This window comes from Streptomyces otsuchiensis (assembly GCF_004305975.1).
GTDB lineage: Bacteria > Actinomycetota > Actinomycetes > Streptomycetales > Streptomycetaceae > Streptomyces > Streptomyces otsuchiensis.
In genome coordinates this window covers 1-22,891 of the sequence record NZ_BHZI01000016.1, presented here as the reverse complement: position 1 = coordinate 22,891, position 22,891 = coordinate 1, and the positions used below count along the sequence as shown (strand labels likewise).

General features: G+C 73.8%; 20 protein-coding genes. 12 read left to right on the top strand and 8 right to left on the bottom strand.

The genetic code is table 11. The annotated features are described in order from the left end of the window. The first annotated feature begins 333 nt into the window (after positions 1-333). On the top strand, positions 334-696 hold the full coding sequence (locus E0D90_RS03160) for a VOC family protein (RefSeq protein ID WP_130796513.1): 363 nt from the start codon (positions 334-336) through the stop codon (positions 694-696). A 19-nt stretch (positions 697-715) separates the two neighbouring features. Here E0D90_RS03160 and E0D90_RS03155 read toward each other — a convergent pair whose 3' ends face one another. Then, positions 716-3,868: an NACHT domain-containing protein gene (locus E0D90_RS03155; RefSeq protein WP_130796512.1), complete on the bottom strand. Its 3,153-nt coding sequence runs from the start codon at positions 3,866-3,868 to the stop codon at positions 716-718. Positions 3,869-4,040: 172 nt separating this feature from the next. On the opposite strand from E0D90_RS03155, the gene E0D90_RS03150 reads away from it, so the two are divergent. Then, positions 4,041-4,550 (top strand): GNAT family N-acetyltransferase, encoded by a 510-nt coding sequence (locus tag E0D90_RS03150; RefSeq protein ID WP_103502405.1) that lies wholly within the window; start codon positions 4,041-4,043, stop codon positions 4,548-4,550. A 458-nt stretch (positions 4,551-5,008) separates the two neighbouring features. Here E0D90_RS03150 and E0D90_RS03145 read toward each other — a convergent pair whose 3' ends face one another. Beyond that, positions 5,009-5,941: an iron-sulfur binding domain-containing protein gene (locus tag E0D90_RS03145; protein WP_130796511.1), complete on the bottom strand. Its 933-nt coding sequence runs from the start codon at positions 5,939-5,941 to the stop codon at positions 5,009-5,011. 265 nt (positions 5,942-6,206) lie between these two features. On the opposite strand from E0D90_RS03145, the gene E0D90_RS26460 reads away from it, so the two are divergent. After that, on the top strand, positions 6,207-7,076 hold the full coding sequence (locus E0D90_RS26460) for a hypothetical protein (protein WP_157996804.1): 870 nt from the start codon (positions 6,207-6,209) through the stop codon (positions 7,074-7,076). A 76-nt stretch (positions 7,077-7,152) separates the two neighbouring features. Here E0D90_RS26460 and disA read toward each other — a convergent pair whose 3' ends face one another. Both disA and radA read right to left on the bottom strand, forming a co-directional pair. Next, complete coding sequence (gene disA, locus E0D90_RS03135) at positions 7,153-8,265, bottom strand: DNA integrity scanning diadenylate cyclase DisA (protein WP_103502409.1); 1,113 nt, start codon at positions 8,263-8,265, stop codon at positions 7,153-7,155. Between the two features lie 38 nt (positions 8,266-8,303). Further along, positions 8,304-9,737 carry a DNA repair protein RadA gene (gene radA, locus E0D90_RS03130; protein WP_103502411.1) on the bottom strand — a complete coding sequence of 478 codons (1,434 nt, stop codon included), beginning with the start codon at positions 9,735-9,737 and terminating at the stop codon, positions 8,304-8,306. 314 nt (positions 9,738-10,051) lie between these two features. On the opposite strand from radA, the gene E0D90_RS26455 reads away from it, so the two are divergent. Then, the gene (locus E0D90_RS26455; RefSeq protein ID WP_157996803.1) at positions 10,052-11,707 is read left to right on the top strand and encodes a BACON domain-containing protein; all 1,656 of its coding nucleotides are present in this window, start codon (positions 10,052-10,054) and stop codon (positions 11,705-11,707) included. 34 nt (positions 11,708-11,741) lie between these two features. Here the strand turns inward: E0D90_RS26455 and E0D90_RS03120 are convergent, their stop codons facing one another. After that, on the bottom strand, positions 11,742-12,479 hold the full coding sequence (locus E0D90_RS03120) for a TetR/AcrR family transcriptional regulator (protein ID WP_130796510.1): 738 nt from the start codon (positions 12,477-12,479) through the stop codon (positions 11,742-11,744). Then, positions 12,476-13,402 carry a sugar phosphate isomerase/epimerase family protein gene (locus E0D90_RS03115; RefSeq protein WP_103500299.1) on the bottom strand — a complete coding sequence of 309 codons (927 nt, stop codon included), beginning with the start codon at positions 13,400-13,402 and terminating at the stop codon, positions 12,476-12,478. Before E0D90_RS03115 ends, E0D90_RS03120 begins: the two co-directional genes overlap by 4 nt. Before the next feature lie 6 nt (positions 13,403-13,408). Here E0D90_RS03115 and E0D90_RS03110 point away from each other — a divergent pair, with 6 nt between their 5' ends. Both E0D90_RS03110 and E0D90_RS03105 read left to right on the top strand, forming a co-directional pair. Beyond that, entirely contained in the window at positions 13,409-14,176 is a 768-nt protein-coding gene (locus tag E0D90_RS03110; RefSeq protein ID WP_130796509.1) for an ABC transporter ATP-binding protein, read from the top strand. Between the two features lie 2 nt (positions 14,177-14,178). Beyond that, a complete protein-coding gene (locus E0D90_RS03105; protein ID WP_130796508.1) occupies positions 14,179-15,021 on the top strand; it encodes an ABC transporter permease in 843 nt (280 codons plus the stop codon). An 85-nt stretch (positions 15,022-15,106) separates the two neighbouring features. Here the strand turns inward: E0D90_RS03105 and E0D90_RS03100 are convergent, their stop codons facing one another. Next, positions 15,107-16,039: a Ppx/GppA family phosphatase gene (locus tag E0D90_RS03100; protein WP_130796507.1), complete on the bottom strand. Its 933-nt coding sequence runs from the start codon at positions 16,037-16,039 to the stop codon at positions 15,107-15,109. A 37-nt stretch (positions 16,040-16,076) separates the two neighbouring features. On the opposite strand from E0D90_RS03100, the gene E0D90_RS03095 reads away from it, so the two are divergent. From E0D90_RS03095 to E0D90_RS03080, 4 genes are all read left to right on the top strand, one after another. Beyond that, entirely contained in the window at positions 16,077-17,024 is a 948-nt protein-coding gene (locus tag E0D90_RS03095; RefSeq protein ID WP_227869952.1) for a DUF3109 family protein, read from the top strand. Between the two features lie 227 nt (positions 17,025-17,251). Next, positions 17,252-19,096 (top strand): dihydroxy-acid dehydratase, encoded by a 1,845-nt coding sequence (gene ilvD / locus E0D90_RS03090; protein WP_130796506.1) that lies wholly within the window; start codon positions 17,252-17,254, stop codon positions 19,094-19,096. A 187-nt stretch (positions 19,097-19,283) separates the two neighbouring features. Continuing rightward, a complete protein-coding gene (locus E0D90_RS03085; RefSeq protein WP_130796505.1) occupies positions 19,284-19,886 on the top strand; it encodes a Uma2 family endonuclease in 603 nt (200 codons plus the stop codon). Positions 19,887-20,133: 247 nt separating this feature from the next. Beyond that, positions 20,134-20,640 (top strand): hypothetical protein, encoded by a 507-nt coding sequence (locus tag E0D90_RS03080; protein WP_103500661.1) that lies wholly within the window; start codon positions 20,134-20,136, stop codon positions 20,638-20,640. A 57-nt stretch (positions 20,641-20,697) separates the two neighbouring features. Here E0D90_RS03080 and E0D90_RS03075 read toward each other — a convergent pair whose 3' ends face one another. After that, entirely contained in the window at positions 20,698-21,267 is a 570-nt protein-coding gene (locus tag E0D90_RS03075; protein ID WP_157996802.1) for a dihydrofolate reductase family protein, read from the bottom strand. A 109-nt stretch (positions 21,268-21,376) separates the two neighbouring features. Between E0D90_RS03075 and E0D90_RS03070 the strand changes: the two genes are divergently transcribed. Both E0D90_RS03070 and E0D90_RS03065 read left to right on the top strand, forming a co-directional pair. After that, a complete protein-coding gene (locus tag E0D90_RS03070; RefSeq protein ID WP_130796503.1) occupies positions 21,377-21,937 on the top strand; it encodes a winged helix-turn-helix transcriptional regulator in 561 nt (186 codons plus the stop codon). Beyond that, a complete protein-coding gene (locus E0D90_RS03065; RefSeq protein WP_130796502.1) occupies positions 21,934-22,497 on the top strand; it encodes a dihydrofolate reductase family protein in 564 nt (187 codons plus the stop codon). The genes E0D90_RS03070 and E0D90_RS03065 overlap by 4 nt, the downstream gene beginning before the upstream one ends. Positions 22,498-22,891 lie beyond the last annotated feature (394 nt).

Below are 22,891 nucleotides of genomic sequence, written 5' to 3'. Positions count from 1 at the left end.
GCGTGAGCAGCCGATCGGGCGGAGTTGTCGGCTGAGCGGCCCGGCGGGTCGGCGCCCCTCCCGCAGTCCGGCCCGCCGGGGCGTGCCGTCGTGGAAGGGGAAGATCACCACGTCGGGACGGGGCGCCGCCCGGTGATCATCCCTGTTCGTGGCTGCCGCACGCAAACGGGTTGTTGCCCGCCCGAAGTGCCGTCTGACCTGCGGGACCGCCCGGACGACGGGGGGTGGGGGGCCGTTCGCGCGACCGTCGCGGGGTGGCGACCTTCGCGCGGACACCCGGCGGTCCATGCTGTCCGCGCCACCCCCACCACTCCGAACCTGAGGCAGCCCGCTGTGACCGTGCGCCGCGTCGTGCCCGACATCCCGACCACACCCGACGGCATGGCCGCCTCCCGTGTCTTCTACGAACGGCTGGGCCTGGAGCAGGTCATGGACCTCGGCTGGGTCATGACCATGGCCTCCCCGTCCAGCCCGACCGCGCAGATCACCTTCGGCACCGAGGACCCGACGGCGCCGACCCCCGCCGACATCTCCGTCGAGGTCGAGGACGTGGACGCGGTCCACGCGGAGGTACGGGCTTCGGGCGCCGAGATCGTGCGCGACCTGCGCGACGAGGAGTGGGGCGTCCGCCGCTTCTTCGTCCGCGACCCGAACGGCAAGGTCGTGAACGTGCTGAGCCACCGCCCCGACCGCTGAGACGCGGACGCGGCCGCCTTCAGTAGCGCGGGGACGGCGGGGCGGTCACGGTCAGGTTCGGGGGGAAGTCCTGGCGGGTGACGGGCGAGAGGAAGTTGACCGTCTCCAGCCTCGGGTGCTCGCCGAGGGGAGACGGGTCTTCCAGCTCGGGGCTCAGATACAGGGTCTCCAGCGCCGGGAACACCGTTGCGAGTAAAGCGAGTTCGTCTCGTGAATGCGGCTGCTTCCGGCGCGGGACCAACTGCGCGAAGGTGACTCCGGGCAGCGTTACGCCGGCCTGGTGCAGACTGCGCAAGGCGGCCGGACGCAGCCTGAAGTCGTCAAGCTCCGGTAGTGCGGCCAGAGCCCGGCACTCGGCCTCGGAGAGAGGTCGCCTGTACTCGGTGAGGTCGAGCTCGCACAGCCCCGGCCACCTGATGATGGCGCTCACGTCCGGTGCGGTGGCGGGCAGGCTGAGACGCTTCAATGGTGCGTTCAGTGGCAGTTGTTCCAGAGAGGCCAACGGAGTCATCTCGCCGAGAGCCAGATCCTCCAGCGTTGAGAGTTCCGCGAGGCCGTCGAGGATCCGCGGGTCGGCATCGGACTTCGCGCAGTACAGGTACAGCCGTGAGAGGTTGCGGTCTCGCAGCGGGGCCAGGCCGCCGCGCGCGGACTTCTCGGAGAGGGTGAGCTGTTCCAGGCTGTCCGCCGCGCTCAGAATCCCGAGGTCGTCGAGTGGTGATCCATGGAGATCAAGGGAGACGATGCTGTTGTACGCGAGCAGCGCGCGGAGCTGGGACGGCTCGACCGGTACCCATGTGAGCAGATGGCGCACCCCACCGTGTGCGGCGATGAGTTCAAGCACGCGGGAGTTCCAGCCGACGAAGTGGTACTCATGCGGTGGCAGGTGGGAGACGATCTCCTCGGAGAAGCGGTCGGGGTCGAAGACCCGCCAGCACGTGAGGAGTCTCGCCGCGACAGCACGGTTCTCCACTGACCGGAATCGGCGCAGCACGGGGAGCGCGCGGTCGGTTCCGACAAGCCTCGCGGTGTCGATCACCGCCCGCATCTCGTCGCCGCTGAGCCCGTCCGGTCCGGGCAGCAGGTCGAGTGCCACTGGTCCGGCCGCAGCCAGTGACTCGGCCTCGGCGTACGTTCTGGGCGGCAGGTAGTCGCGGGCGCGGTCGGTCACCAAGTCACGGACCGCCGGGGAGAGTTCCGTGGCGTGCTCCAGGCAGGCCACGGCCAGCAGGTGGAGCCGGATGCGGTGGCGTGCGACCTTGTCGCCGCGCTGCACGAGTTGCTTGAGCAGTCGGTCCCGTTCGCCGGGGCGGCCATGGGCGACGGCCATGCGGATGACGTCCTCGAACTGGTCCAGGTGTGCCCGGCTCACCAGGAAGGGGATGTCGCGGGCTTCGACCGCCGCCTTGGCCGCCAAGTAGTCCTGGAAGGTGCGGTGAACGAAGTCCACTACCCCCGAGGCCGGTTCGCGCAGCAGTCCGGACCGGTCCAGCAGATAGCGGTAGATGGTCTCCTCGTCGCCCTGTTCCGCGACCTGCGACATGCCGGGCAGCGCGTCGGCCAGAATCTCCACGGCGTCGTCACGGTCCATCTCCGCCCGGCCGTTGCGGATCAGCCAGTACGCGAGTCGCTGCAACAGCAGGATCTGCGTGGTGGCGTCGAGTTCGATGGTGGAGCGGACCTTGCGTTCCTGGTTGCGGCGCTCCAGCAGCATGTGGAGACCGGCCTGGTACAGCGCCTCCCGGCCGCGCGGCAGGTAGCCGTGCCGGGTGTGGTGCAGTGCGCAGATCAGCCCGCACATCAGCGGGGCGGTCGCGAGCCGGGCCAGGTCCGGGCGGGTGCGCAGGGCGTCGAGCAGCTCGTCGGCGGTCTCCGGGGCGACCCGTGCGGCGGTGTGCCAGCGGCGGACGAAGGTGGCGGTGTCGTCGCGGCTCATCGGTGCGAGGGAGAGGTCGGTGAACTCCTGTTCCGCCAGCCAGTCATGGCCGACGGCGGACGGCCGGGCGGTGACGACCCACAGGTTGCCCCCGAACTCGCGGACCAGGGAACGCAGCCAGCGCCGCACGTCCTCGCGTTCGTTCTCGGGCACTTCGTCGATGCCGTCGACCAGCAGCAGCCCTTGCCCGGCTCCGAGTACCCGCTCGGTCCAGCCCTCGGGCGGGGTGTGCGGGCAGCCGACCGCGCTGAGCAGCGCGCTCGGCGGCGGCAGTTCGCGATCGTGCCGGGTCAGGCGGCGCAGTGGCAGCACGAACGGCACCAGTCCGAGCAGTTGTGCCTGAATCGGGCTGTCCCCGTCCATCCGTTGCCGCGCGGCCGTGACCGCCAGCCACTGAAGCAGGGTGGTCTTGCCCGACCCGGCGTTGCCGCGCAGCAGGACGCGCGGCCGGCCGGACAGCGCGTCTTCGGCGCGTCGCGGCGTGGGCGGGAGAGAGGTGGCGCTGAGGTCGCGCTCCTGTGGTGCGCGGGTCTCGGCGGCGGTGGTGGTCTCCAGGCTGAGGTAGGCGTCGTCCAGGGGCCAGCTGCCGTCCGCGTCGATGCCGTGGATCATGAGACGGTCGTGCTCGTTGACGATGTAGCGGCGGTACCTGTCCTCGAATGCCGCGTCCGCCATCGGCTGCGACGGGACCCGCGCCGCGAGGGTGTCGAGCCGCGCGACGATCGATTCGCAGCGCCGGGTCTGCTCGACGAGGGACCGGGCCACGAAGGTGGAGCGCCGGGTGAAGTGGTTGAGGATGTGCAGGCAGACGACACGCAGCAGCGGATCGTAGAGGGAGTCGGCTTCCGCCGACAGCCCGCCCGGTCGGCGGACCCGGCGGGCCAGTCCGTCCGCGCCGAGCGCGACCGCCTGCACGTCGTCCATGGACAGCTCGCCGAGGGCCGCCAGCGAACGGGTCAGGGCGTCCGCGACCTCGCGGCGCACCTCCGCGCCGGGCGCCTCGTGCGGGCCGCGCGCCCGCGCCGCGCGGTCCACCAGCTCGACGGTCAGCGTGCGCAACCGCTTCTCGTCGAGCGTCCGGCGCTGGTCCCGCTCGCCACCGCACGAGAGCAGCGAGGAGATCCGCACCGGGCGGTCGACCAGGCCGGCCCCGGGCTCCTCGCGGTGGAACAGGCTTTTCACCAGCGGCGTCACGGCGCTCGACGCCAGCCGTAGTCCGATGTTCGCGGCGTCCATGAGCCCCCCAGCGGTGGTGGCGCGACAGGTGACGTGATCCTAGGGCAACTGGGCGGTGACAGAGGGCCATACGGGTCTGTCCAACTGCCTGCCGGCGAGCGGCGCGTTCACCCGGCCGGACGTCTACGCTGGCAGAAAGGGCCGAACCGAGCGGGGAGAGGCAGCGACGACCATGGCTGAGACAGAGGCGGAACGGGCCGGGGCGCTGCTCGACGCGGAACCAGCGCCGAGTCCGGGACACGCCGGGGACGTCGAGGTGCGCCCGGCGGCCTCGGTGGCGGAGATCCAGGCGGCGTCGGCACTGTTCGACGGACCGGTACGCGCCGAGTGGGCCGAGCGGTTCCTGGCCGAACGCACCCACCACCTGCTGTTCGCGTTCGCGGAGGGCACGGCGGTCGGCATGATCAGCGGCGTGGAGCTCACCCACCCCGACAAGGGCACCGAGATGCTGCTGTACGAACTGGGTGTGGGGGAGGAGCACCGGCGGCGCGGGATCGGCACGGCGCTGGTCGAGTCGCTGCTCGCCGTCGCGCGGGAACGCGGCTGCTACGGCATGTGGGTCGGTCTCGACACGGACAACGACGCCGCGCTGCGCACCTACGCGGCCACCGGCGGCGACCACGAGGGCGAGGCGGCGATGGTCATCTGGGACATCGAGCCGCCGCTCCTCCCGGTGCGCTGACCGCGAACCGCCGAACCGCGAACCGCCGAACCGCGAACCGCCGAATCGCGAAACAGCCACAGGTGCCCGATCGGGCCGAGCCCGCAGGAGCCGGGGTCGATGAGCCGGCGTTCCACCCGTGCCCGGTGCAGGTGGCCGAGAGTGCGGTCCGTCGCCCGCCGGGTGGCGAACGGATCGTCGCCGACCGCGACCGAGAGCACGTCGAGGTCGATCGTGACGTCCTCCTCGGCGTGGGCCGACGCCTCGGACCGATCGCAGGACTGGGTCATTGGCGGCTCCCCCTGTCTTCCGGGCGCGGCATGCCCGCTCCGAGGAGTGCCATGGTGCTGCCTGGGCGCCCTGCTGTCACCACCCCTTCCTCCCGGAGTGCCCCGCGCGGGCCCCTCGCCGGAAAGCGCCCGGCCGCCCCGCGGAAACGGGGCGGCCGGGTGTCGTCCAGGAGCCGGGGAGCAGCGCGCCTAGCTGCCGGGGAGCCGGTAGGTGCCGTCCGGCAGCCGCTCCACCAGCCCGTCGGTGATCAGCCCGCGCAGCGCGCGGTTGCGCTGTTCCGGCTTGTTCCACACCCGGTCCAGCGCCGCCCGGGTCACCGGGTCCACCGACTCGCGCAGCACCGCCAGCAGCTTGCCGCGGACCTGCCGGTCGGTGCCGGCGTAGGTCTGGCCGCGCCGCTCCGGACCGTCGTGGGCGGGGGCTCCCGCGCGGCGCCAGGCGCACTGCTGCGCGATCGGGCAGGCAGCGCAGTTCGGGGTGCGGGCGGTGCAGACCAGGGCGCCGAGCTCCATGGTGGCCGCCGCCCAGCGCGCTGCGGTCCCGGGCTCGTCCGGGAGCATGGCGCGGGCCAGCCGCCGTTCGGCGGCGGTGGTGGCGTTCGGCGGGTACTGGCTGCCGCCGGCGGCCCGGGCGAAGACCCGGCGCACGTTGGTGTCGAGCACCGCGTGCCGCTGGCCGTAGGCGAACGAGGCGACGGCCGCGGCCGTGTACTCCCCGACGCCGGGCAGCGCGAGCAGCAGGTGATGGTCGGGCGGCACCTCGCCTTCATAGCGTTCCGCTATGGCCGCGGCGGCCGAGTGCAACCGGAGCGCGCGGCGCGGGTAGCCGAGGCGGCCCCAGGCCCGCACCGCCTCGCCGGGTGACTCGGCGGCCAGGTCGCCCGGGGTCGGCCAGCGGCGCATCCACTCCTCGTAGACCGGCAGCACGCGGCTGACGGGGGTCTGCTGGAGCATGAACTCGCTGACCATCACGCCCCACGCGCCGGCCTCCGGGCGGCGCCAGGGCAGGTCCCGGGCGTGCTCTCCGAACCAGTCGATGACCGGCGCGTGGAGGTCGGCGGGACGGGGGGCGGGGACGGTCTCCCCGGAGCTGGGGACGGTTTCCACTGTGCTGGTACTCATGGCAGTCATGGCACCCCCGATCCTGGCACGTCCGGACCGCCGGGCGGAACGGCCCGCGCCGGAAGGCGCCCGACGGCCCACGAAAGTGGTGCCCCCGCGCGTCCCGGGCGTGTCGTGCTCCAGGGGCGTGCGACGGGGCGGTCCGGGGCACGGCGGCGGACGCGGCACGGCCGAGGTCACGGCCGCGCTTCCGTGCCTGGCGCGCGGCAAGCGGCGCGCGGTGGGCGGCCGTTCGAACTACGGCCGGGCGTCGTAGAGTTTGCGCGTGGGATCTCTGCGCAGTCCAATCGGCCCGCTCCCCTCCTCGATCTACTGGCGGCGGAGGGCCGTCGTGCTGCTCGTGGTGGTCCTGCTGGGTGCGCTGACCTTGGCCGCGATCAGGGGGTTCGGGTCCGGACCGGCGTCCAGCAGTCAGGACGACGGCGCCGGAGGCGGTCCCGCGCCGTCCATCACGCCGGGCGCCACCGACACCGAGTCCCACATCGACCAGCGTCCCGGTGGCCAGGGCGACAACGGCGGCTCCGGCGACGAGGACGACGCGGACGGGGACGGTGACGCGGACGGGGACACCGGCGACGACGGCAGCGGCGCCGGCGGCGGTGCGGACGGCGAGGACGGCGAAGGCAGCGAGGGAAGCGACGGCGACGCGTCCGACGACACCGGCGAGGACACCGACGGCGCCAACGGCGGCTCCGACGGGGCCGGTTCGGGCGGCTCGCGGGTCGCGGCCCTGCCCGACTGCGCCGGGTCGGACGGCGTGACCGCGTCACTGCGCAGCGACCAGAACTCCTACGCGCCCGGCGAGCGGCCCACCATCCGTCTCACCGTCAGGAACGAGACCGCCGACCCGTGCAAGACCGATGTCGGCCACGAGTCCCTCGGCCTGCGGCTGACCACCGAGGGCGACCGGGTGTGGACGTCGGCCCACTGCCCGGCGGGCGCCGCGTCCCTGCTGCGTGAGGTCCCCGCGGGCGGCAGCGCGAGCCACGTCGTGGAGTGGGACGGCAGGTACTCCAGCCGCGACGCCTGCGACGGGCCGAGCGGGCCCACCGCGCCGACCGGCACCTATCTCGCCGAGGCCGACCTCGACGGCTTCGCCGTCATCCAGACGACGTTCCGGATGGACGAGGACTGACGCGTCCGGCCCGGCGCCCGCCGTCAGAAGCGGCCCGGCCCGGCCCGGTCCGGTCCGGCCCGGTCCGGCGTCGCCGTCAGACGTAGCGCTCCAGGATCGAGGACTCCGCGAGCCGGGAGAGGCCCTCACGCACGGACCGCGCACGGGTCTCGCCGACGCCGTCCACCGCCTGGAGGTCGTCCACACTGGCGGCGAGCAGCTTCTGCAGACCGCCGAAGTGGTCCACCAGCCGGTCGATGACGGTCCCCGGCAGCCGCGGGACCTTCGCCAGCAGACGGAAGCCCCGCGGGGAGACCGCGCTGTCCAGCGTCTCCGGCGAGGAGCTGTACCCCATGGCCTTCGCCACCATGGCCAGCTCCAGCAGGCCGGGGTGGGTGAGGGCGTCGAGGTCGGCGAGGGCGGCGGAGACCTTGCGGGACCGTTTCCCCCCGGTCTCCGGCAGGTAGTCCCGCACGATCAGCTGCCGCTCCGGCTCGACGCCGGCGATCAGCTCGTCCAGCTGCAGGGAGAGAAGCCGCCCGTCGGTGCCCAGCTCCAGCACGTACTCGGCGATCTCGGTCGCGATCCGGCGGACCATCTCCAGCCGCTGCGCCACCGCCGCGACGTCCCGGACGGTGACCAGGTCCTCGATCTCCAGCGCGGAGAGGGTGCCGGCGACCTCGTCGAGCCGCAGCTTGTACCGCTCCAGGGTCGCCAGCGCCTGGTTGGCGCGGGACAGGATCGCCCCGGAGTCCTCCAGCACGCGGCGCTGGCCGTCGACGTAGAGGGCGATCAGCCGCATCGACTGGCTCACGGAGACCACGGGGAAGCCGGTCTGGATGGAGACCCGCTGCGCCGTGCGGTGCCGGGTGCCGGTCTCCTCCGTCGGAATGGAGGAGTCGGGCACCAGCTGGACGCCGGCGCGCACGATCTTCGCCGTGACCGGGTCGATCACCACCGCCCCGTCGAGCTTGCACAGCTCGCGCAGGCGGGTCGCGGTGAACTCCACGTCCAGGACGAAGCCGCCGGAGCACAGCGTCTCGACGGTGCTGTCGAAACCGAGCAGGATCAGCCCCCCGGTGTTGCCCCGGAGGACACGCTCCAGGCCGTCGCGCAGCTGGGTGCCGGGGGCGATGGCGCTCAGGGACGCGCGCAGCAGCCCCTCCGCTCCGGATCGCACCGGTCCTGCCGGCCGGTCACTGGCTGCCATGCACTCCTCCGGGTCATCTCGTTCGGTGCGGCATGAGTCTACCGGCGTGAATCCTCGCCCTGCCCGGTCTCCCGGCGTGCGGCCGGGGTGCGCGCCGCCCGGGCGGCTCCGCGGCCGGCCGGCAGCACCCGCAGCGCCTCGCCGATGTCGGCCACCTCCAGCACCCGCATACCCGGCGGTTTCTCGCCGGAGTCGGCCGGTGCCAGGGCGTGGGTGAAGCCCAGCCGATGGGCCTCCGCCAGCCGCCGCTGCACGCCCGTCACCCTTCGGACCTCCCCGGCGAGGCCCACCTCGCCGACGGCGACCAGGTTCTTCGGCAGCGGGGTGTCGCTGGCTGCGCTGGCCAGGGCGAGCGCCACCGCGAGGTCGGCGGCGGGCTCCGTGAGCCGCACCCCGCCGACGGTCGCGGTGTAGATGTCGTTCTTGCCCAGGGCGGAGATCTTGCCGCGCTGCTCCAGCACGGCCAGCATCATCGACACCCGGGAGGTCTCCAGGCCGGAGGTGGTGCGGCGCGGCGAGGGGATCTGGCTGTCCACCGTCAGCGACTGCACCTCCGCGACCAGCGGGCGGCGGCCCTCCAGCGCGACGGTGAGGCAGGTGCCGGGGACCGGCTCGGCCCGGCGGGTCAGGAACAGCCCCGACGGGTCGGCGAGCGAGGTGATGCCGGCGTCGTGCAGCTCGAAGCAGCCGACCTCGTCGGTCGCGCCGTACCGGTTCTTCACGCCGCGGACCAGCCGCAGCCGGTTGTGGCGGTCGCCCTCGAAGTGCAGCACGACGTCGACGAGATGCTCCAGCAGCCGGGGGCCCGCGATGGCGCCGTCCTTGGTGACATGGCCGACGAGCAGCGTGGACATGCCGCGCTCCTTGGAGGCGCGGATCAGGGCGGCGGCCACCTCCCGGACCTGGGCGACGCCGCCGGGCGCGCCGTCGATCTCGGGCGAGGCGACGGTCTGCACGGAGTCCATCACCAGCAACCCGGGCTTGACCACGTCGAGTTGGCCCAGCACGGCGGAGAGGTCGGTCTCGGCGGCCAGGTAGAGGTGGTCGTCGATCGCGCCGATACGGTCGGCGCGCAGCCGCACCTGCCCCGCCGACTCCTCGCCGGTGACGTAGAGCGTGGGCCGGTCGCTGGAGGCGGCCTTGGCCGCGACATCGAGCAGCAGCGTGGACTTGCCGACGCCCGGTTCCCCGGCGAGCAGCACCACCGCGCCCGGCACCAGGCCCCCGCCGAGCACGCGGTCCAGCTCCGGCACACCGGTCGAACGGGCGGTCGCGTGATGGCCGTCGACCTGCCCGATCGGCAGCGCCGGGGTGGCGACCCGCCCGGCGGCCGTGGTGCGCACCGCCGCCGTGCCGCCGACCTCGTCCAGGGTGCCCCACGCCTGGCACTCGGAGCAGCGCCCCAGCCACTTGACCGTCGTCCAGCCGCATTCACCGCACCGATAGGAGGGCCGATCCGCTTTACGAGCCATGGGCAGACCGTATCGGTGGCCACGGACAGCGCCGACCCCGGCGTGGCCCCGGCCGACCCCGGCGTGGCCCCGGCCGGTCCCGCGCTCCCGGACGGTCCTCGCGTACGCCACTCGCGCGCGGCGGCACCGGAACGCGCCCGGGGCGCACGATGCCACGGTGATTCCGGGGGGCTCAGGAGTCGCACCGGGCCGCGTGAGGGGAACCGGTGTTCACCCCTGTGTGTCGAAACGGCAACAGATGGTCACCCGTTGGGGGGAATCTCGTGCCGTCCGTGATAGCGGGCGGTCATGCTGGGCCTAGCGTCGCAGGAGTGATGTCCACCAGCCGCGAGCGCACCCGGCACGCCTCCCGCTCCCGCGCGCGCCGTGGTCCGACCCCCGACCACCGGCGGCGTCCGGGAGCGGCCGCCTACGACGACGCCTATCTCGACGGGCTGTTCACCTACTGCCTGTCCGTGATGTGCGAGCACGACTCCGCCATCGCCGCGCTCGGTGAGGCCCTCGCGGTCGCCGAGCGCCTGCACGGCCACGGCCGCCGCCCGGCCGACCCCGACCTGCACCGCGCCTGGCTGTACGCCCTGGCGCGCTGGAGCTGCCTGCGACGGCTCGCCGTCCAGCGCGAACGCGACGGGCACACTCCGGTCGTCCCCCGGGTCGCGGGCGAGGACGCCGAGGAGCGCCGCCGTGAGCTGGCCGCCCTCGCCTGGCCGGAGGCGGCCGGAACCGTTCCCGAGCAGCGGGAGGCGCTGGAGCTGGCGGTCCGGCACCAGCTCGCCCCGGCCGAGGTCGGCCGGGTGCTGCGCGTCCCCGCGGATCAGGCCCGCACCCTGCTGACCAGCGGTGCCTGTGAGGTGGAGCGCGCCCGCGGCGCGCTGGCGGCGGTCGAGGCCGGCGGCTGCCCGGTGGTCAGGGTCCTCGCCGGACAGGACCGGCTGCTGATGGCCCCCGGGCTGCGCCGGGAACTGGTGCGTCACGTCGACGAGTGCCCGGTGTGCCGGCGCAGCGCGCAGCGGGCGATGGCGGGAACGGGCTGGCCGGGGACGGCCCCCGCCGGGGCCGAACGGCTGGCGGTGCTGCCCGCGCCGCGCCAGGCGGTGCACGCCGCGAGGGTGGCGTCCGCGCGAGCCCGGGCGCAGCACGCGCCGAAGGTCGACCGGGCGGGGTTCCCGCTGGACGAGCGCGACCGCGCCGCGCGCCGCGAGAAGCTGCGCAGCCGGGCCGTGACCACGACGGTGGTCGCCACCGTGCTGGCCGCGCCCGCGCTGGCGCTCTGGGCCGCCTACCGCGGCGCGCCGGTGACCGGCGAGTCCTCCGGCGCCGCGCCCGCCGCGACCGACGACGACCGGTCGGGGGAGGAGTACGAGTACCCCTACGAGAACGCCGGCCGCGCGGGCGACCCCGGCCGGGCGGAGCACGAGCAGCCCGGCGGCGGCTCCGGCCCCCGGCCCGAGTCCGGCCGCGACGGGGACGACCCCGACGAGCAGGACGGCCCGGACGGGGACGACGCCGACGGCGCCTCCTCGCCCTCGCCCTCGGACGACTCCTCGGCCGGGCCGGGCCGCATCACCGTCGAGGCGGTGGCGACCTCGTCCGGAACCAGGATCACCCTGACCGCCTCGGGCGGCTCCCCCGTCGACTGGCGGGTGTCGACGGACGCCGGGTGGCTCCGGCTGAGCCAGAGTTCGGGCACCCTGAAGCCGGGGGAGCGGGTGACGCTGCTGGTGTGGGTGGACCGCGACCGGGAGCCGTCGGGCGCCTGGCAGGGGCGGGTCACGGTCGCGCCCTCGGGCGCGGTCGTCACCATCGAGGGGCACGGCCCGGTCAGTCCCGGCCCGGGCCCCGGCGATCCGGAGCCCAGCGAACCCGAGCCGTCGGAGCCCGACCCGGAGCCGTCGGAGCCCGAGCCCGATCCGGACCCCAGCGATCCGGAGCCGTCGGAGCCCGAGCCGGGAGCCAACCGCGCCCACTGAGGCGGGGCTCGGCGGGGCCGGGCCGGCCGCTCCGCTAAGCCGTCGGCCCGGCGAGGAGGCTCTGTACCGGCGGCGTCAGCCGGCGTACGACCTCTTCAGCCGGCGCGGACGCCAGCGGCTCGACGCCCAGCACGTACCGCAGGAGCGCCGCCCCCACCAGTTGGGAGGCGGCGAGCTGTACCCGCAGCGCGGCGTCGGGGCCCTCCAGCCGTCCCGCGAGCCGGGAGATCAGCTGGTCGGAGACGAACCCGCGCACCACCGCGGCGGCGGTGTCGTTGGTCAGCGCCGAACGGGCCATGGCCACCAGCGGATCCCGGGTCCGCGGGTCCTCCCAGACGCCGACGAAGGAACCGACGAACGCGGCCCCGATCTCCCGGGGGTCGCCGTGCGTGGGCAGCGCGCCGACGGCCGCGACCGCCGGGGCGACGGCGTCCGCCACGGCCGCCGCGAACACCTGCTCCTTGGTCCCGAAGTAGTGGTGGACCAGCGCGGGGTCCACCGCCGCGCCGCGTGCGATGCCGCGCACGGTCGTGCGGTCGTAGCCCAGCTCGGCGAAGGCGTCACGGGCGGCGGTCAGGATCTGCTGCCGGGTGTCGGGTGCCGGGGCGGCGCCGTGGGTCGCTGTTCCGGTGCCGTCCCGGTGGTGGCCGCGGGCCGGGCGGCCTCGGCGCCGTCCCGTCGTGGCCCGCGCGGCGGAGGCGCCGCTCGTGCTGCCGTCCCGTTCGCCGCCGGCCCCGCCGGACGTCTCTGACCCGTCCGTCGTGGCGGTCAACGGCCGGTCCGGGGCGTTGTGCGGGGAGTCGTCGGGGCGGCCAGGTGCAGCCGGGTGAAGGCCAGGGCCTCCGCCAGGTCTCCCTCCCGCTCGGCCGCGGACATCGCCCGCCGTGTGTTGACCTCCACCACCACATGCCCCCGGTATCCGCGCGCGGCCAGCCCTTCCAGCAGTTCGCCGCAGGGCTGACTGCCGCGCCCCGGCACCAGGTGCTCGTCCTTGGCGGTGCCGGTGCCGTCGGCGATGTGGACGTGGGCGAGCCGGTCGCCCATCCGGTCCGCCATGGCGAGGGTGTCGACGCGTGCGGTCGCGGTGTGCGAGAGGTCGAGCGTGAAGTGCCGGTACTCCTCGCGGGTCGGGTCCCAGTCGGGGGAGTAGGCGAGCATCTCGCGGCCCCGGTAGCGCCAGGGGTACATGTTCTCCACGGCGATCCGCACGTCGGTGTCGTCCGCCAGCCGGCGGACTCCGGTGACGAACTCCCGGGCGTAGGCGCGCTGCCAGCGGAAGGGCGGGTGGACGACGACCGTGTCCGCGCCGAGCTGCTCGGCCGCCGCGCGGGCGCGCCGCAGCTTCAGCCAGGGGTCGGTGGACCACACCCGCTGGGTGATCAGCAGACAGGGCGCGTGCACGGCGAGGACCGGTACCCCGTGGGTGTCGGAGAGCCGCCGCAGGGCGTCGACGTCCTGGCTGACCGGATCCGTCCAGACCATCACCTCGACGCCGTCGTAGCCCAGCCGTGCGGCTGTCTCGAAGGCGGAGGCGGTGTTCTCCGGATAGACGGAGGCCGTCGACAGGCCGACCTTCGCCGCCGGGAACTCGGGCTGTGGCACCACGCGCACCAGCGTAGACGGTGCCGTGCGCGCCCCCGTGGACGCCACCCGGCGCAGGGCTTGACGGTGCGATCCCGCCGCAGCATTATTCATCGAGTGATGAATAACCCGGGCGGTGCCACCCCGGAGGCCGCGGTGCTGGCCCGCGCGCTGACAGTGGTGCGCGGTGGGCGCCGAGTGGTGCGCGAGCTGGACTTCGCTGTCGCGCGCGGCACGGTGACGGGGCTGCTGGGCCCCTCCGGCTGCGGCAAGACGACCCTGATGCGCGCCGTGGTCGGGGCGCAGGCCAGGGTCACCGGCCGTATCGACGTCCTCGGCCTCCCGGCCGGGAGCGCGTCGCTCCGCGCGCGCATCGGCTATGTCACGCAGGCGCCCTCGGTCTACCCGGACCTGACTGCCCGCCAGAACCTCGACTACTACGCCGCTGTCCTCGGGGTGAGGGGTCACCGTCGAGGGGCCGAGGTGGAGCGGGTGCTGGGCGAGGTGGACCTGGCCGAGTACGGCGCCACTCTCACCGGGAGGCTCTCCGGCGGCCAGCGCTCCCGTGCCTCCCTGGCGGTCGCGCTGCTCGGCAGCCCGGAACTGCTGGTGCTGGACGAACCGACGGTCGGACTGGACCCGGTCCTCCGCCGCGACCTCTGGAACCTCTTCCATCGCCTCGCCGCCGAACGGGGCGTCACCCTGCTCGTCTCCTCGCACGTGATGGACGAGGCCGACCGCTGCCAGCGGCTGCTGCTGATGCGCGACGGACGGCTGCTCGCCGACGACACCCCCGACGGGCTGCGCGCGGGCACCGGCACCGCGGACATCGAGAGCGCCTTCCTCCATCTCGTCGACACCGACCGTGCGGCCCCGAAGGAGGGGTGACCATGGCCCGGACCGAAGATCCCGATCCCGGTGCCGATCCCGGTGCCGATCCCGGCACCGCCACCACCGTCGGCACTGACACCGGCCGCGCCGCGCCGAGCGGCGCCGGTCACCTCGCCTCGGTGCTCGCCACCGCCCGGCGCGTCCTGCGGCAGCTGAGCCACGACCCGCGCACCGTCGCCCAACTGCTGGCGGTGCCGGTCCTGCTGCTGGTGCTCCTCTACTACGTATTCGACGCCGACCGGCGTGCCTTCAGCACGGTCGGGGCCTCGCTGCTCGGCATCTTCCCCATGATCACCATGTTCCTGGTGACCTCCATCGCGACCCTGCGGGAACGGTCCAGCGGGACCCTGGAGCGGTTGCTGACCATGCCGCTGGGCAAGGGGGAGCTGATCGCCGGCTACGCCCTCGCCTTCGGCGGCCTCGCCACCGTCCAGGCGTCGATCGCCACCGCCACCGCCGTCTGGCTGCTCGACCTCGACATCGCGGGCTCGCCGTGGCTGCTCCTGGTGGTGGCGGTGCTGAACGCGCTGCTCGGCATGGCGCTCGGCCTCTTCGTGTCCGCCTTCGCCGCCACCGAGTTCCAGGCGGTGCAGTTCTTCCCGGCGGTGATCGTGCCGCAGATCCTGCTGTGCGGCCTGTTCGTCCCGCGCGACGAGATGCAGCCGGTGCTCGGCGCGATCTCCGACGTGCTGCCGCTGTCCTACTCGGTCGACGGCATGACCGAGGTGGTCACCCACGCCGAGGTGACGGGGGACTACCTGCGCGACGTCGCCGTGGTCGCCGCCGTCGCGGCAGCCGTCCTGGCCGTCGGCGCGGCCACCCTCCGGCGCCGCACCGCCTGACGGCGCGAGCCGGCAGGGGGCCGAGCCGCGAAGGAGCCGAGCCGGAAAGAGGCCGAGTCCGGCGGCGCCCCGCCCGTGCGCGCGTTCAGGCCGCGCGCAGCCGGTCGAGCCGCCGCAGGATCACACCCTCCCGGAGCGCCCACGGGCAGATCTCCAGCGACTGCACCCCGAACAGGTCCATCGCCGCCTCCGCCACGACCGCGCCCGCCAGCAGCTGCCGGGCCCGGCCCTCCGAGACGCCCGGCAGCAGCTCCCGCTCCCGGGTCGACATCCCCGCCAGTTTCGGGCCCCACGCCCGCAGCGCCTCCGCGCCCAGCTGCCGCTGCACGTACTGGCCCTCGGAGCTGCGCGCGGCGCCCGCCAGCCGGGCGAGCTGCTTCAGCGTCTTGGAGGTTCCCACCACCCGGTCCGGCTCGCCGTAGCGGCTGAACTCCCCGACCACCTCGGCGATCTCGCCACGCACCGAGCGCCGCAGCGCCCGCACGTCGGCCGGGTCCGGCGGGTCGCCCGGCAGCCGCGCCGCCGTCAGCCGGCCGGCGCCCAGCGGCAGCGACACCGCGGCGTCCGGTGCCTCGTCGACCCCCAGGGCGATCTCCAGCGAGCCGCCGCCGATGTCGATCATCAGCAGCCGTCCGGCGGACCAGCCCAGCCAGCGGCGTGCCGCCAGAAAGGTCAGCCGCGCCTCGTCCTCCCCGGACAGGACCTGGAGCGTCACACCGGTCTCGCCCTCGACGCGCCGCAGCAGCGCGTCGGCGTTGGTCGCGTCGCGCACCGCCGAGGTGGCGAACGGCAGCAGTTCGGCGACGCCCTGGTCCTCGGCCACCGTCAGCGCCTCGTGCACGGTGCCGACGAGGCGGTCTATGCCGTCGTCGCCGATGGCACCCGAGGAGTCCAGCAGTTCGGCGAGCCGCAGCTCCGCCTTGTGGGAGTAGGCGGGCAGCGGACGGGCGCCGGGATGTGCGTCGACGACCAGCAGATGGACCGTATTCGATCCCACATCGAGAACACCTAGTCTCATGGGCCTTCACGCTACTCCTCCGCCGTACCCTGGCGTGGTGACATCGACGAAACGGGCAAAGCCCGCCAAAGGCCGGAACGCCCCAGGCCAGGGCGTGCGCGACGGCGCCGCGCCCGACCGCGCTCCCGTCCAGCTGGACGGCGCGCGCCGTCGCGCGGCGGGGGAGGAGGTCGGGCTCGACTTCCCCCGCGCCTGGGTGGAGTTCCCGGACCCCGCCGACGCCGAGCAGGTCTTCCGCTGCGACCTGACCTGGCTGACCTCCAGCTGGAACTGCGTCTTCGGCCGCGGCTGCCAGGGCATCCGCGCCGGACGCGCCAGCGACGGCTGCTGCACCCTCGGCGCGCACTTCTCCGACGAGGACGACGAACGCCGCGTCGCCGAACACGCCGCCCGCCTCACCCCGGACACCTGGCAGTTCCACGCCGAGGGCACCGGCCCCGACGGCTGGGTGGTCCTCGACGACGACGGCGAACGGCAGACCCGCCGTGTCGACGGCGCCTGCGTCTTCCTCAACCGTCCCGGCTTCCCGGCCGGGGAGGGCTGCGCGCTGCACACCATGGCGCTGACCGAGGGGCGCGAGCCGCTGGAGACCAAGCCCGACGTCTGCTGGCAGCTGCCGGTGCGCCGCACCTACGAGTGGGTGGAGCAGCCCGACGGCGACGAGCGGCTGTACGTCTCCATCGGCGAGTACGACCGGCGCGGATGGGGGCCCGGCGGGCACGACCTGCACTGGTGGTGCACCGGGGCGACCTCCGCGCACGGGGCGGAGCGCCCGGTCTACGTCTCCTACAAGCCGGAACTCGTCGAACTGATGGGCAGCGAGGGCTACGAGGTACTGGCCGGGATGTGCGCGGAGCGGCTGGCCGCCACCCGGCCGCCGGGGCTGCCGCCCGGTGCCCGTCCGCTGCCGCTGCTGGCCCCGCACCCGGCCGACCCCGACCCCGCCACCCGCCCCGGCTGTGGCGCCGGGGGCGGCTGCGGCTGAGGCGGAGACCCGCCGCCCGGCGCCGCACGTCCCCGGGGCGTGCGGCGTTCCGGTACGTCCGGAAAGTCTCACCATCCGGTATGACCGTCCCGCCAGCCGGGCGGGCGGCGTACCCTCGAAGGACCGAGCACCCGCCCGGGGCGCGGACGCCGTCACACGAGCGGACGAGCGCGCCGGCGGGGGCGGGAGCCGAAGCCGATCCGATCCACGTCCGGGAGCGCCGAGCCATGCCGACCCTGAGGTCCCGTACCGTCACCCACGGCCGCAACATGGCGGGGGCCCGTTCCCTGCTTCGGGCCGCCGGCGTAGCGCGTGAGGACTTCGGCAAGCCGATCATCGCCGTCGCCAACAGCTTCACCGAGTTCGTCCCCGGGCACACCCACCTCCAGCCCGTCGGCCGGATCGTCTCCGAGGCGATCAGCGCCGCCGGCGGCATCCCGCGGGAGTTCAACACCATCGCCGTGGACGACGGCATCGCCATGGGCCACGGCGGGATGCTCTACTCCCTGCCCTCCCGCGACCTGATCGCCGACTCGGTGGAGTACATGACGGAGGCGCACTGCGCCGACGCCCTGATCTGCATCTCCAACTGCGACAAGATCACCCCGGGCATGCTGATGGCCGCGCTGCGGCTGAACATCCCCACGGTCTTCGTCTCCGGCGGGCCCATGGAGGCCGGGAAGACGACGCTGGTCGACGGCACCGTCCGCTCCAACCTCGACCTGGTGCACGCCATGTCCGAGGCGGTCAGCGACACCGTCTCCGACGAGGACCTGGAGCGCATCGAGGAGGCCGCCTGCCCGACCTGCGGCTCCTGTTCCGGCATGTTCACCGCCAACTCGATGAACTGCCTGGTCGAGGCGCTCGGCCTGGGCCTGCCCGGCAACGGCTCGGTCCTGGCCACCCACACCGCGCGCCGCGCGCTGTACGAGGCCGCCGGCCGCACCGTCGTCGAGATCACCCAGCGCCACTACGACCAGGACGACGAGACCGTGCTGCCGCGCGCCGTCGCCTCCCGCGCCGCGTTCGAGAACGCGATGGCGCTGGACGTCGCGATGGGCGGCTCCACCAACACCGTGCTGCACCTGCTGGCCGCCGCGCAGGAAGCCGGGCTGGACTTCTCGATGAGCGACATCGACGCCGTCTCCCGCCGGGTGCCGTGCGTCTGCAAGGTCGCGCCCAACGGGGACTACCACATGGAGGACGTCCACCGGGCCGGCGGCATCCCCGCCATCCTCGGCGAACTCCAGCGCGCCGGGCACCTGCACGAGGACGTGCACGCCGTGCACGCCGACTCGCTCGGCGAATGGCTCAAGAGCTGGGACATCCGGGGCGGCTCGCCCTCCCCGGAGGCGACCGAGATGTTCTACGCGGCGCCCGGCTGCGTCCGCTCGGCCACGGCGTTCTCCCAGTCCGAGCGCTGGGACACCCTCGACACCGACGCCGCGAACGGCTGCATCCGCGACGCCGCCAACGCCTACACCGTGGACGGCGGCCTGGCGGTGCTCTACGGCAACCTCGCCGCCGACGGCTGCGTGGTGAAGACGGCCGGCGTGGACGAGTCGATCTGGCGCTTCACCGGCCCGGCGGTGGTCGTGGAGTCCCAGGAGGCCGCGGTCGACGCCATCCTGAAGAAGCGGGTCACGGAGGGCGACGTGGTCGTCGTCCGCTACGAGGGCCCCAAGGGCGGCCCCGGGATGCAGGAGATGCTCTACCCGACGGCGTTCCTCAAGGGCCGCGGTCTCGGCGCCAAGTGCGCGTTGATCACCGACGGCCGGTTCTCCGGCGGCACCTCCGGACTCTCCATCGGCCACGTCTCCCCGGAGGCGGCGGCCGGCGGCACCATCGCGCTGGTCGAGGACGGCGACCAGATCGCCATCGACATCCCGAACCGCACCATCGAGCTGAAGGTCGACGACGCCACCCTGGCCGCCCGCCGTGAGGCGCTGGAGGGCCGGTACGCGCCGGTCGGCCGCGAACGGAAGGTCTCGCTGGCGCTGCGCGCCTACGCCGCGATGGCCACCAGCGCGGACAAGGGCGCGGTCCGCGACATCAGCAAGCTGGAGGGCTGAGCCGGCCGGGCCGAGTTGGCTGAGCCGAGCCGTGCTTCGGCCGTGGTCCTGGACGGGGCCGCCCTCACGCCAGTGCGGCGAGGGCGGCCCCGCCGCTGTTCCCACCGTCCCGAAGGTTCATCGGATCGAGCGACGGCGACCCCTTTCTGCGCTGGGTAGCCTGAATCCCGGAGGCAGAATCCCGTCCATGGGAGGACTCCTCACCGCCGCTGAACCGCAGTCCGCCAGGTCCTGGCCGGTGCCGCCCGAGGGCGGCTACACCGTGGACGACCTCTACCGTCTCGCCGACCTCCCGCCCCACACGGAGCTGATCGACGGGAGCCTTGTCTTCATGAGGCGGCAGAGGGACTTCCACTCGCTGGTGATCTTCATGTTGGAGCTGGGGCTTCGCCGGCAGCTGCCGCGTCATCTGCGGGCACGGCGGGAGACGACCGTGGTGCTGGACGACAGCACCGCTCCGGAACCGGACATCTCGGTGATTCGCGCGGAAGCCGTCAAGGGACTGCGGACCACCCGCTACAACGCCGCGGACGTGCTGCTCGCCGTCGAGGTGGTCTCGCCGGACTCCGCGTCCCGCGACCGGGACACCAAGCCCCGCAAGTACGCCGCCGCCGGCATTCCGCACTTCTGGCGGGTGGAGATGTCCGAGGACGACTCCCCGGTCGTGTACGTCTACGAGCGGGACCCGGCGACCGCCGTCTACCTGCCGACGGGCATCTTCCACGACCGGCTCCGGCTCACCGTGCCGTTCGCCGTGGACATCGACCTCACCGAGGTCCACTCCCTCTGAGAGCGTGTTTGAGACCCCGCGTCGGATCAGCTCGCGGCGTCAGATGCGGTCAGCTGCAAGGCGGAGGGGCGCCCTCATACCAGGTTGTATTCGGGCGTTCCTGACAACGCAGCAGATGGCCGTAGCTGGCGTCGCGGGCCCGGCGCGGGGTCTCAAACACGCTCTGAGGGGGTCGCACCACCCCCGGCGCGCCGGGGCGCGCGACCTCCCGGCGGGGCGGGGAGAGCCGCCCGTCATAATGTCCGACATGAGCCAGGAGCCGCAGAGCGTCGCCGAGGGCGACGACGCCCCGAAGCCCGAGCCCATCCGCTTCTACGGCACCAGTTGGGTGGACCACTCGCGGATGTACACCCTGCGCCGGTTCGGTCTGGGGCTGGCCGCCGTGTCGCTCGCCGCGCTCGGCATCCTGGTGCTCCGCCTGGCCTACTCCGGCCTGTACATCGCCGACTCGGCGGCGTGGCTGACGATGCTGCTGGTGGTGGCGTTCGCCATCTGCTCGTCGGTCGCCTTCACCCGGACCTGGTCCTCCTACAAGCGGCCGGTCCCCGGTGACGAGCACGCCTTCCGCTCGATCAAGGCCATCGGCTTCATCGGCATCCTGCTGGCCTACGGCATCCGCAGCGGCATGGAGGCGCCGGGGGAGGGGCTGCGGCGGGCGCACTACGACGAGGCGACGGACCTGTACCGGCGGCGCACCAGCAAGCGGTCCGGCAACCCGGCGCGTCGCCGCAAGCGTGGTGGTGGGCGCGGGTAGCGAGCGCCGGTACGGGTCGGCACCCGCGCCCGTGCCGGGCGCCGGGGCGGCCGCCGGTCAGGGCCGGTAGTTCAGCAGCACCGCGCCGGAGGTCAGCGGGCGCGCCTCCGTCAGGCGCAGCGTCGCCCGGTTCAGCAGACCGTCGAAGAGCACCGGCCCCTCGCCGAGGACCACCGGGTTGACCAGTACCCGTAGTTCGTCCAGCACCCCGGCGCTGAGCAGCCGGGCGGTGAGGGTCGGGCTGCCGAGGACCGCGACCGCCCGGCCGGGCCGGTTCTTCAGTTCCCGGACGGCGGCGCCGAGCCCCGTCCCGTCGCCGACGTCCAGCACTTCGCTGTTCTCCCACGTCGTGTCGCCGGGGCGCAGCGTCGTGGAGACCACCAGCTTGGGCAGGGCGTTCATCAGCTCGGCCACGCGCGGGTTGTAGGCGCGGCCGGTCTCCGCGGGCCAGTAGGCGGCCATCTCCCCGTACGTACGGCGTCCGAGCACGATCGCGTCGGTCTCGGCCAGCTGGTTGAGGGACAGCGCGTCGAACTCCTCGTCCAGTGACTGCCAGGCCAGTCCGCCGTCCGCGTCGGCGATCCGCCCGTCGAGGCTGGTGCAGAGAAACGCGTACAGGGTCCGCACGGTGATCTCCCGTCGTTGTCCTCGGTGGCCGCCTGCCCGCTCTGGCCGCCCGCGACGCGCGACGCTACGCTGACCACTTGCAGTTGGCAAGGAGAAGGCGGGTGACGGTGTGGCGGACGGCCGATCGGGATGTCCGATCAACCTCACGGTGGAGGTGCTCGGCGACTCCTGGTCGCTGCTCGTCATCCGGGACCTGATGTTCAGCGAGCGCCGCCGGTACGGCGAACTGCTCGCCGGCTCCGAGGAGGGCATAGCGACCAACGTCCTCGCCGACCGGCTGCGACGGCTCGCCGAGCACGGGCTGATCACCCGGCACCCCGACCCCACCCACCGTCAGAAGCGGGTATACCGGCTCACCGAGCGGGCGATCCAGCTGGTGCCGGTGCTGGTCCAGCTCGGCGCGTGGGGACGCCGCCATCTGCCGGTGACGCCCGAACTGGCCGTTCGCGCGGAGCTGTTGGAGCGCGGGGGGCCGGAGCTGTGGGCGGCGTTCATGGACGAACTGCGCGAGAGCCACCTCGGGGTGCCGCGCCCGTCCGGTGCCGCGCCGGTGGCCGCCCGGCTCCGCGCCTCCTACGAACGTGCCGCCGCCCACGCACCGACGCACCCGCCCGTACCCGCATCCGCACCCGCACCCGCATCCGCACCCGAGGAGACCACCCCGTCATGACCGCTGTCCTGGTGCACGCCACCACCTCCCTCGACGGCTTCATCGCCGGCCCCGACGACGACATGAGCTGGGCCTTCGCCCACGCCGGCGCGGAGAACCCGGTCGCCGAGGAGGTCATGCGGACCACCGGCGCCTTCCTCAGCGGCCGCCGCAGCTACGACACCGGACGGCGGGAGAGCGAGGAACCGTTCGGCGGTGCGTTCACCGGCGCCCAGCTCGTCCTCAGCCACCGCCCGCCGCCCGTCGACGACCCGCTCGTGGAGTTCGTCTCGCTCACCGTCGCCGAGGCCGTCGCTCTGGGCCGCGAACGGGCCGCCGACGGAAACCTGCTGGTCACCGGCGGTCAGGTCGCCCGGCAGGTGCTGCGGGCCGGGCTGGTGGACGAGGTGGTGCTGCACATCGTGCCGGTCGTCCTGGGCTCCGGCGTCCCGCTGCTGGACGCCTCCGTCACCGACCACGTCCGGCTCCGGCCGCACCACGTCTCCCGCTCCGGGGACGTCCTCAACGTCCGCTACGCCGTCGAGCCGCGGACGGCCGAGGCTTCCACCGGAACCGCCTGAGAGGCCACCCGCGGCGCCCGGGCCCACCGGGTCGCCGCCGGGCGGCCCGGCGCTGCGGCCATCGGAGTGACCCCCGTTCGCCGCAACTTGCCCCGCGCCCCCCGCGCCTCCTCGACACGGGCGTGACCAGCGGATATGCGCTCCACCCAGCTTCGTCGAGCCCGCCCCCGGCCCCTGCCGGGCGGCCGGCTCGCCGCGCGGGACGACCGGATTCCCGGTCGTATCGACACAAGCGGTGCGACGCACGCACCGTCGCTGTGTTCCCTGCGGAGGACTAGATGCGCGTAACCCGCCACACCTGTGGCCTCGCTACCGCCACCCTGACCCTCATAGCCCTGGGAATGTCCGCCGGCGTCGCTTCCGCCGACGACCAGGGCACCGCCGACCTCTTCCC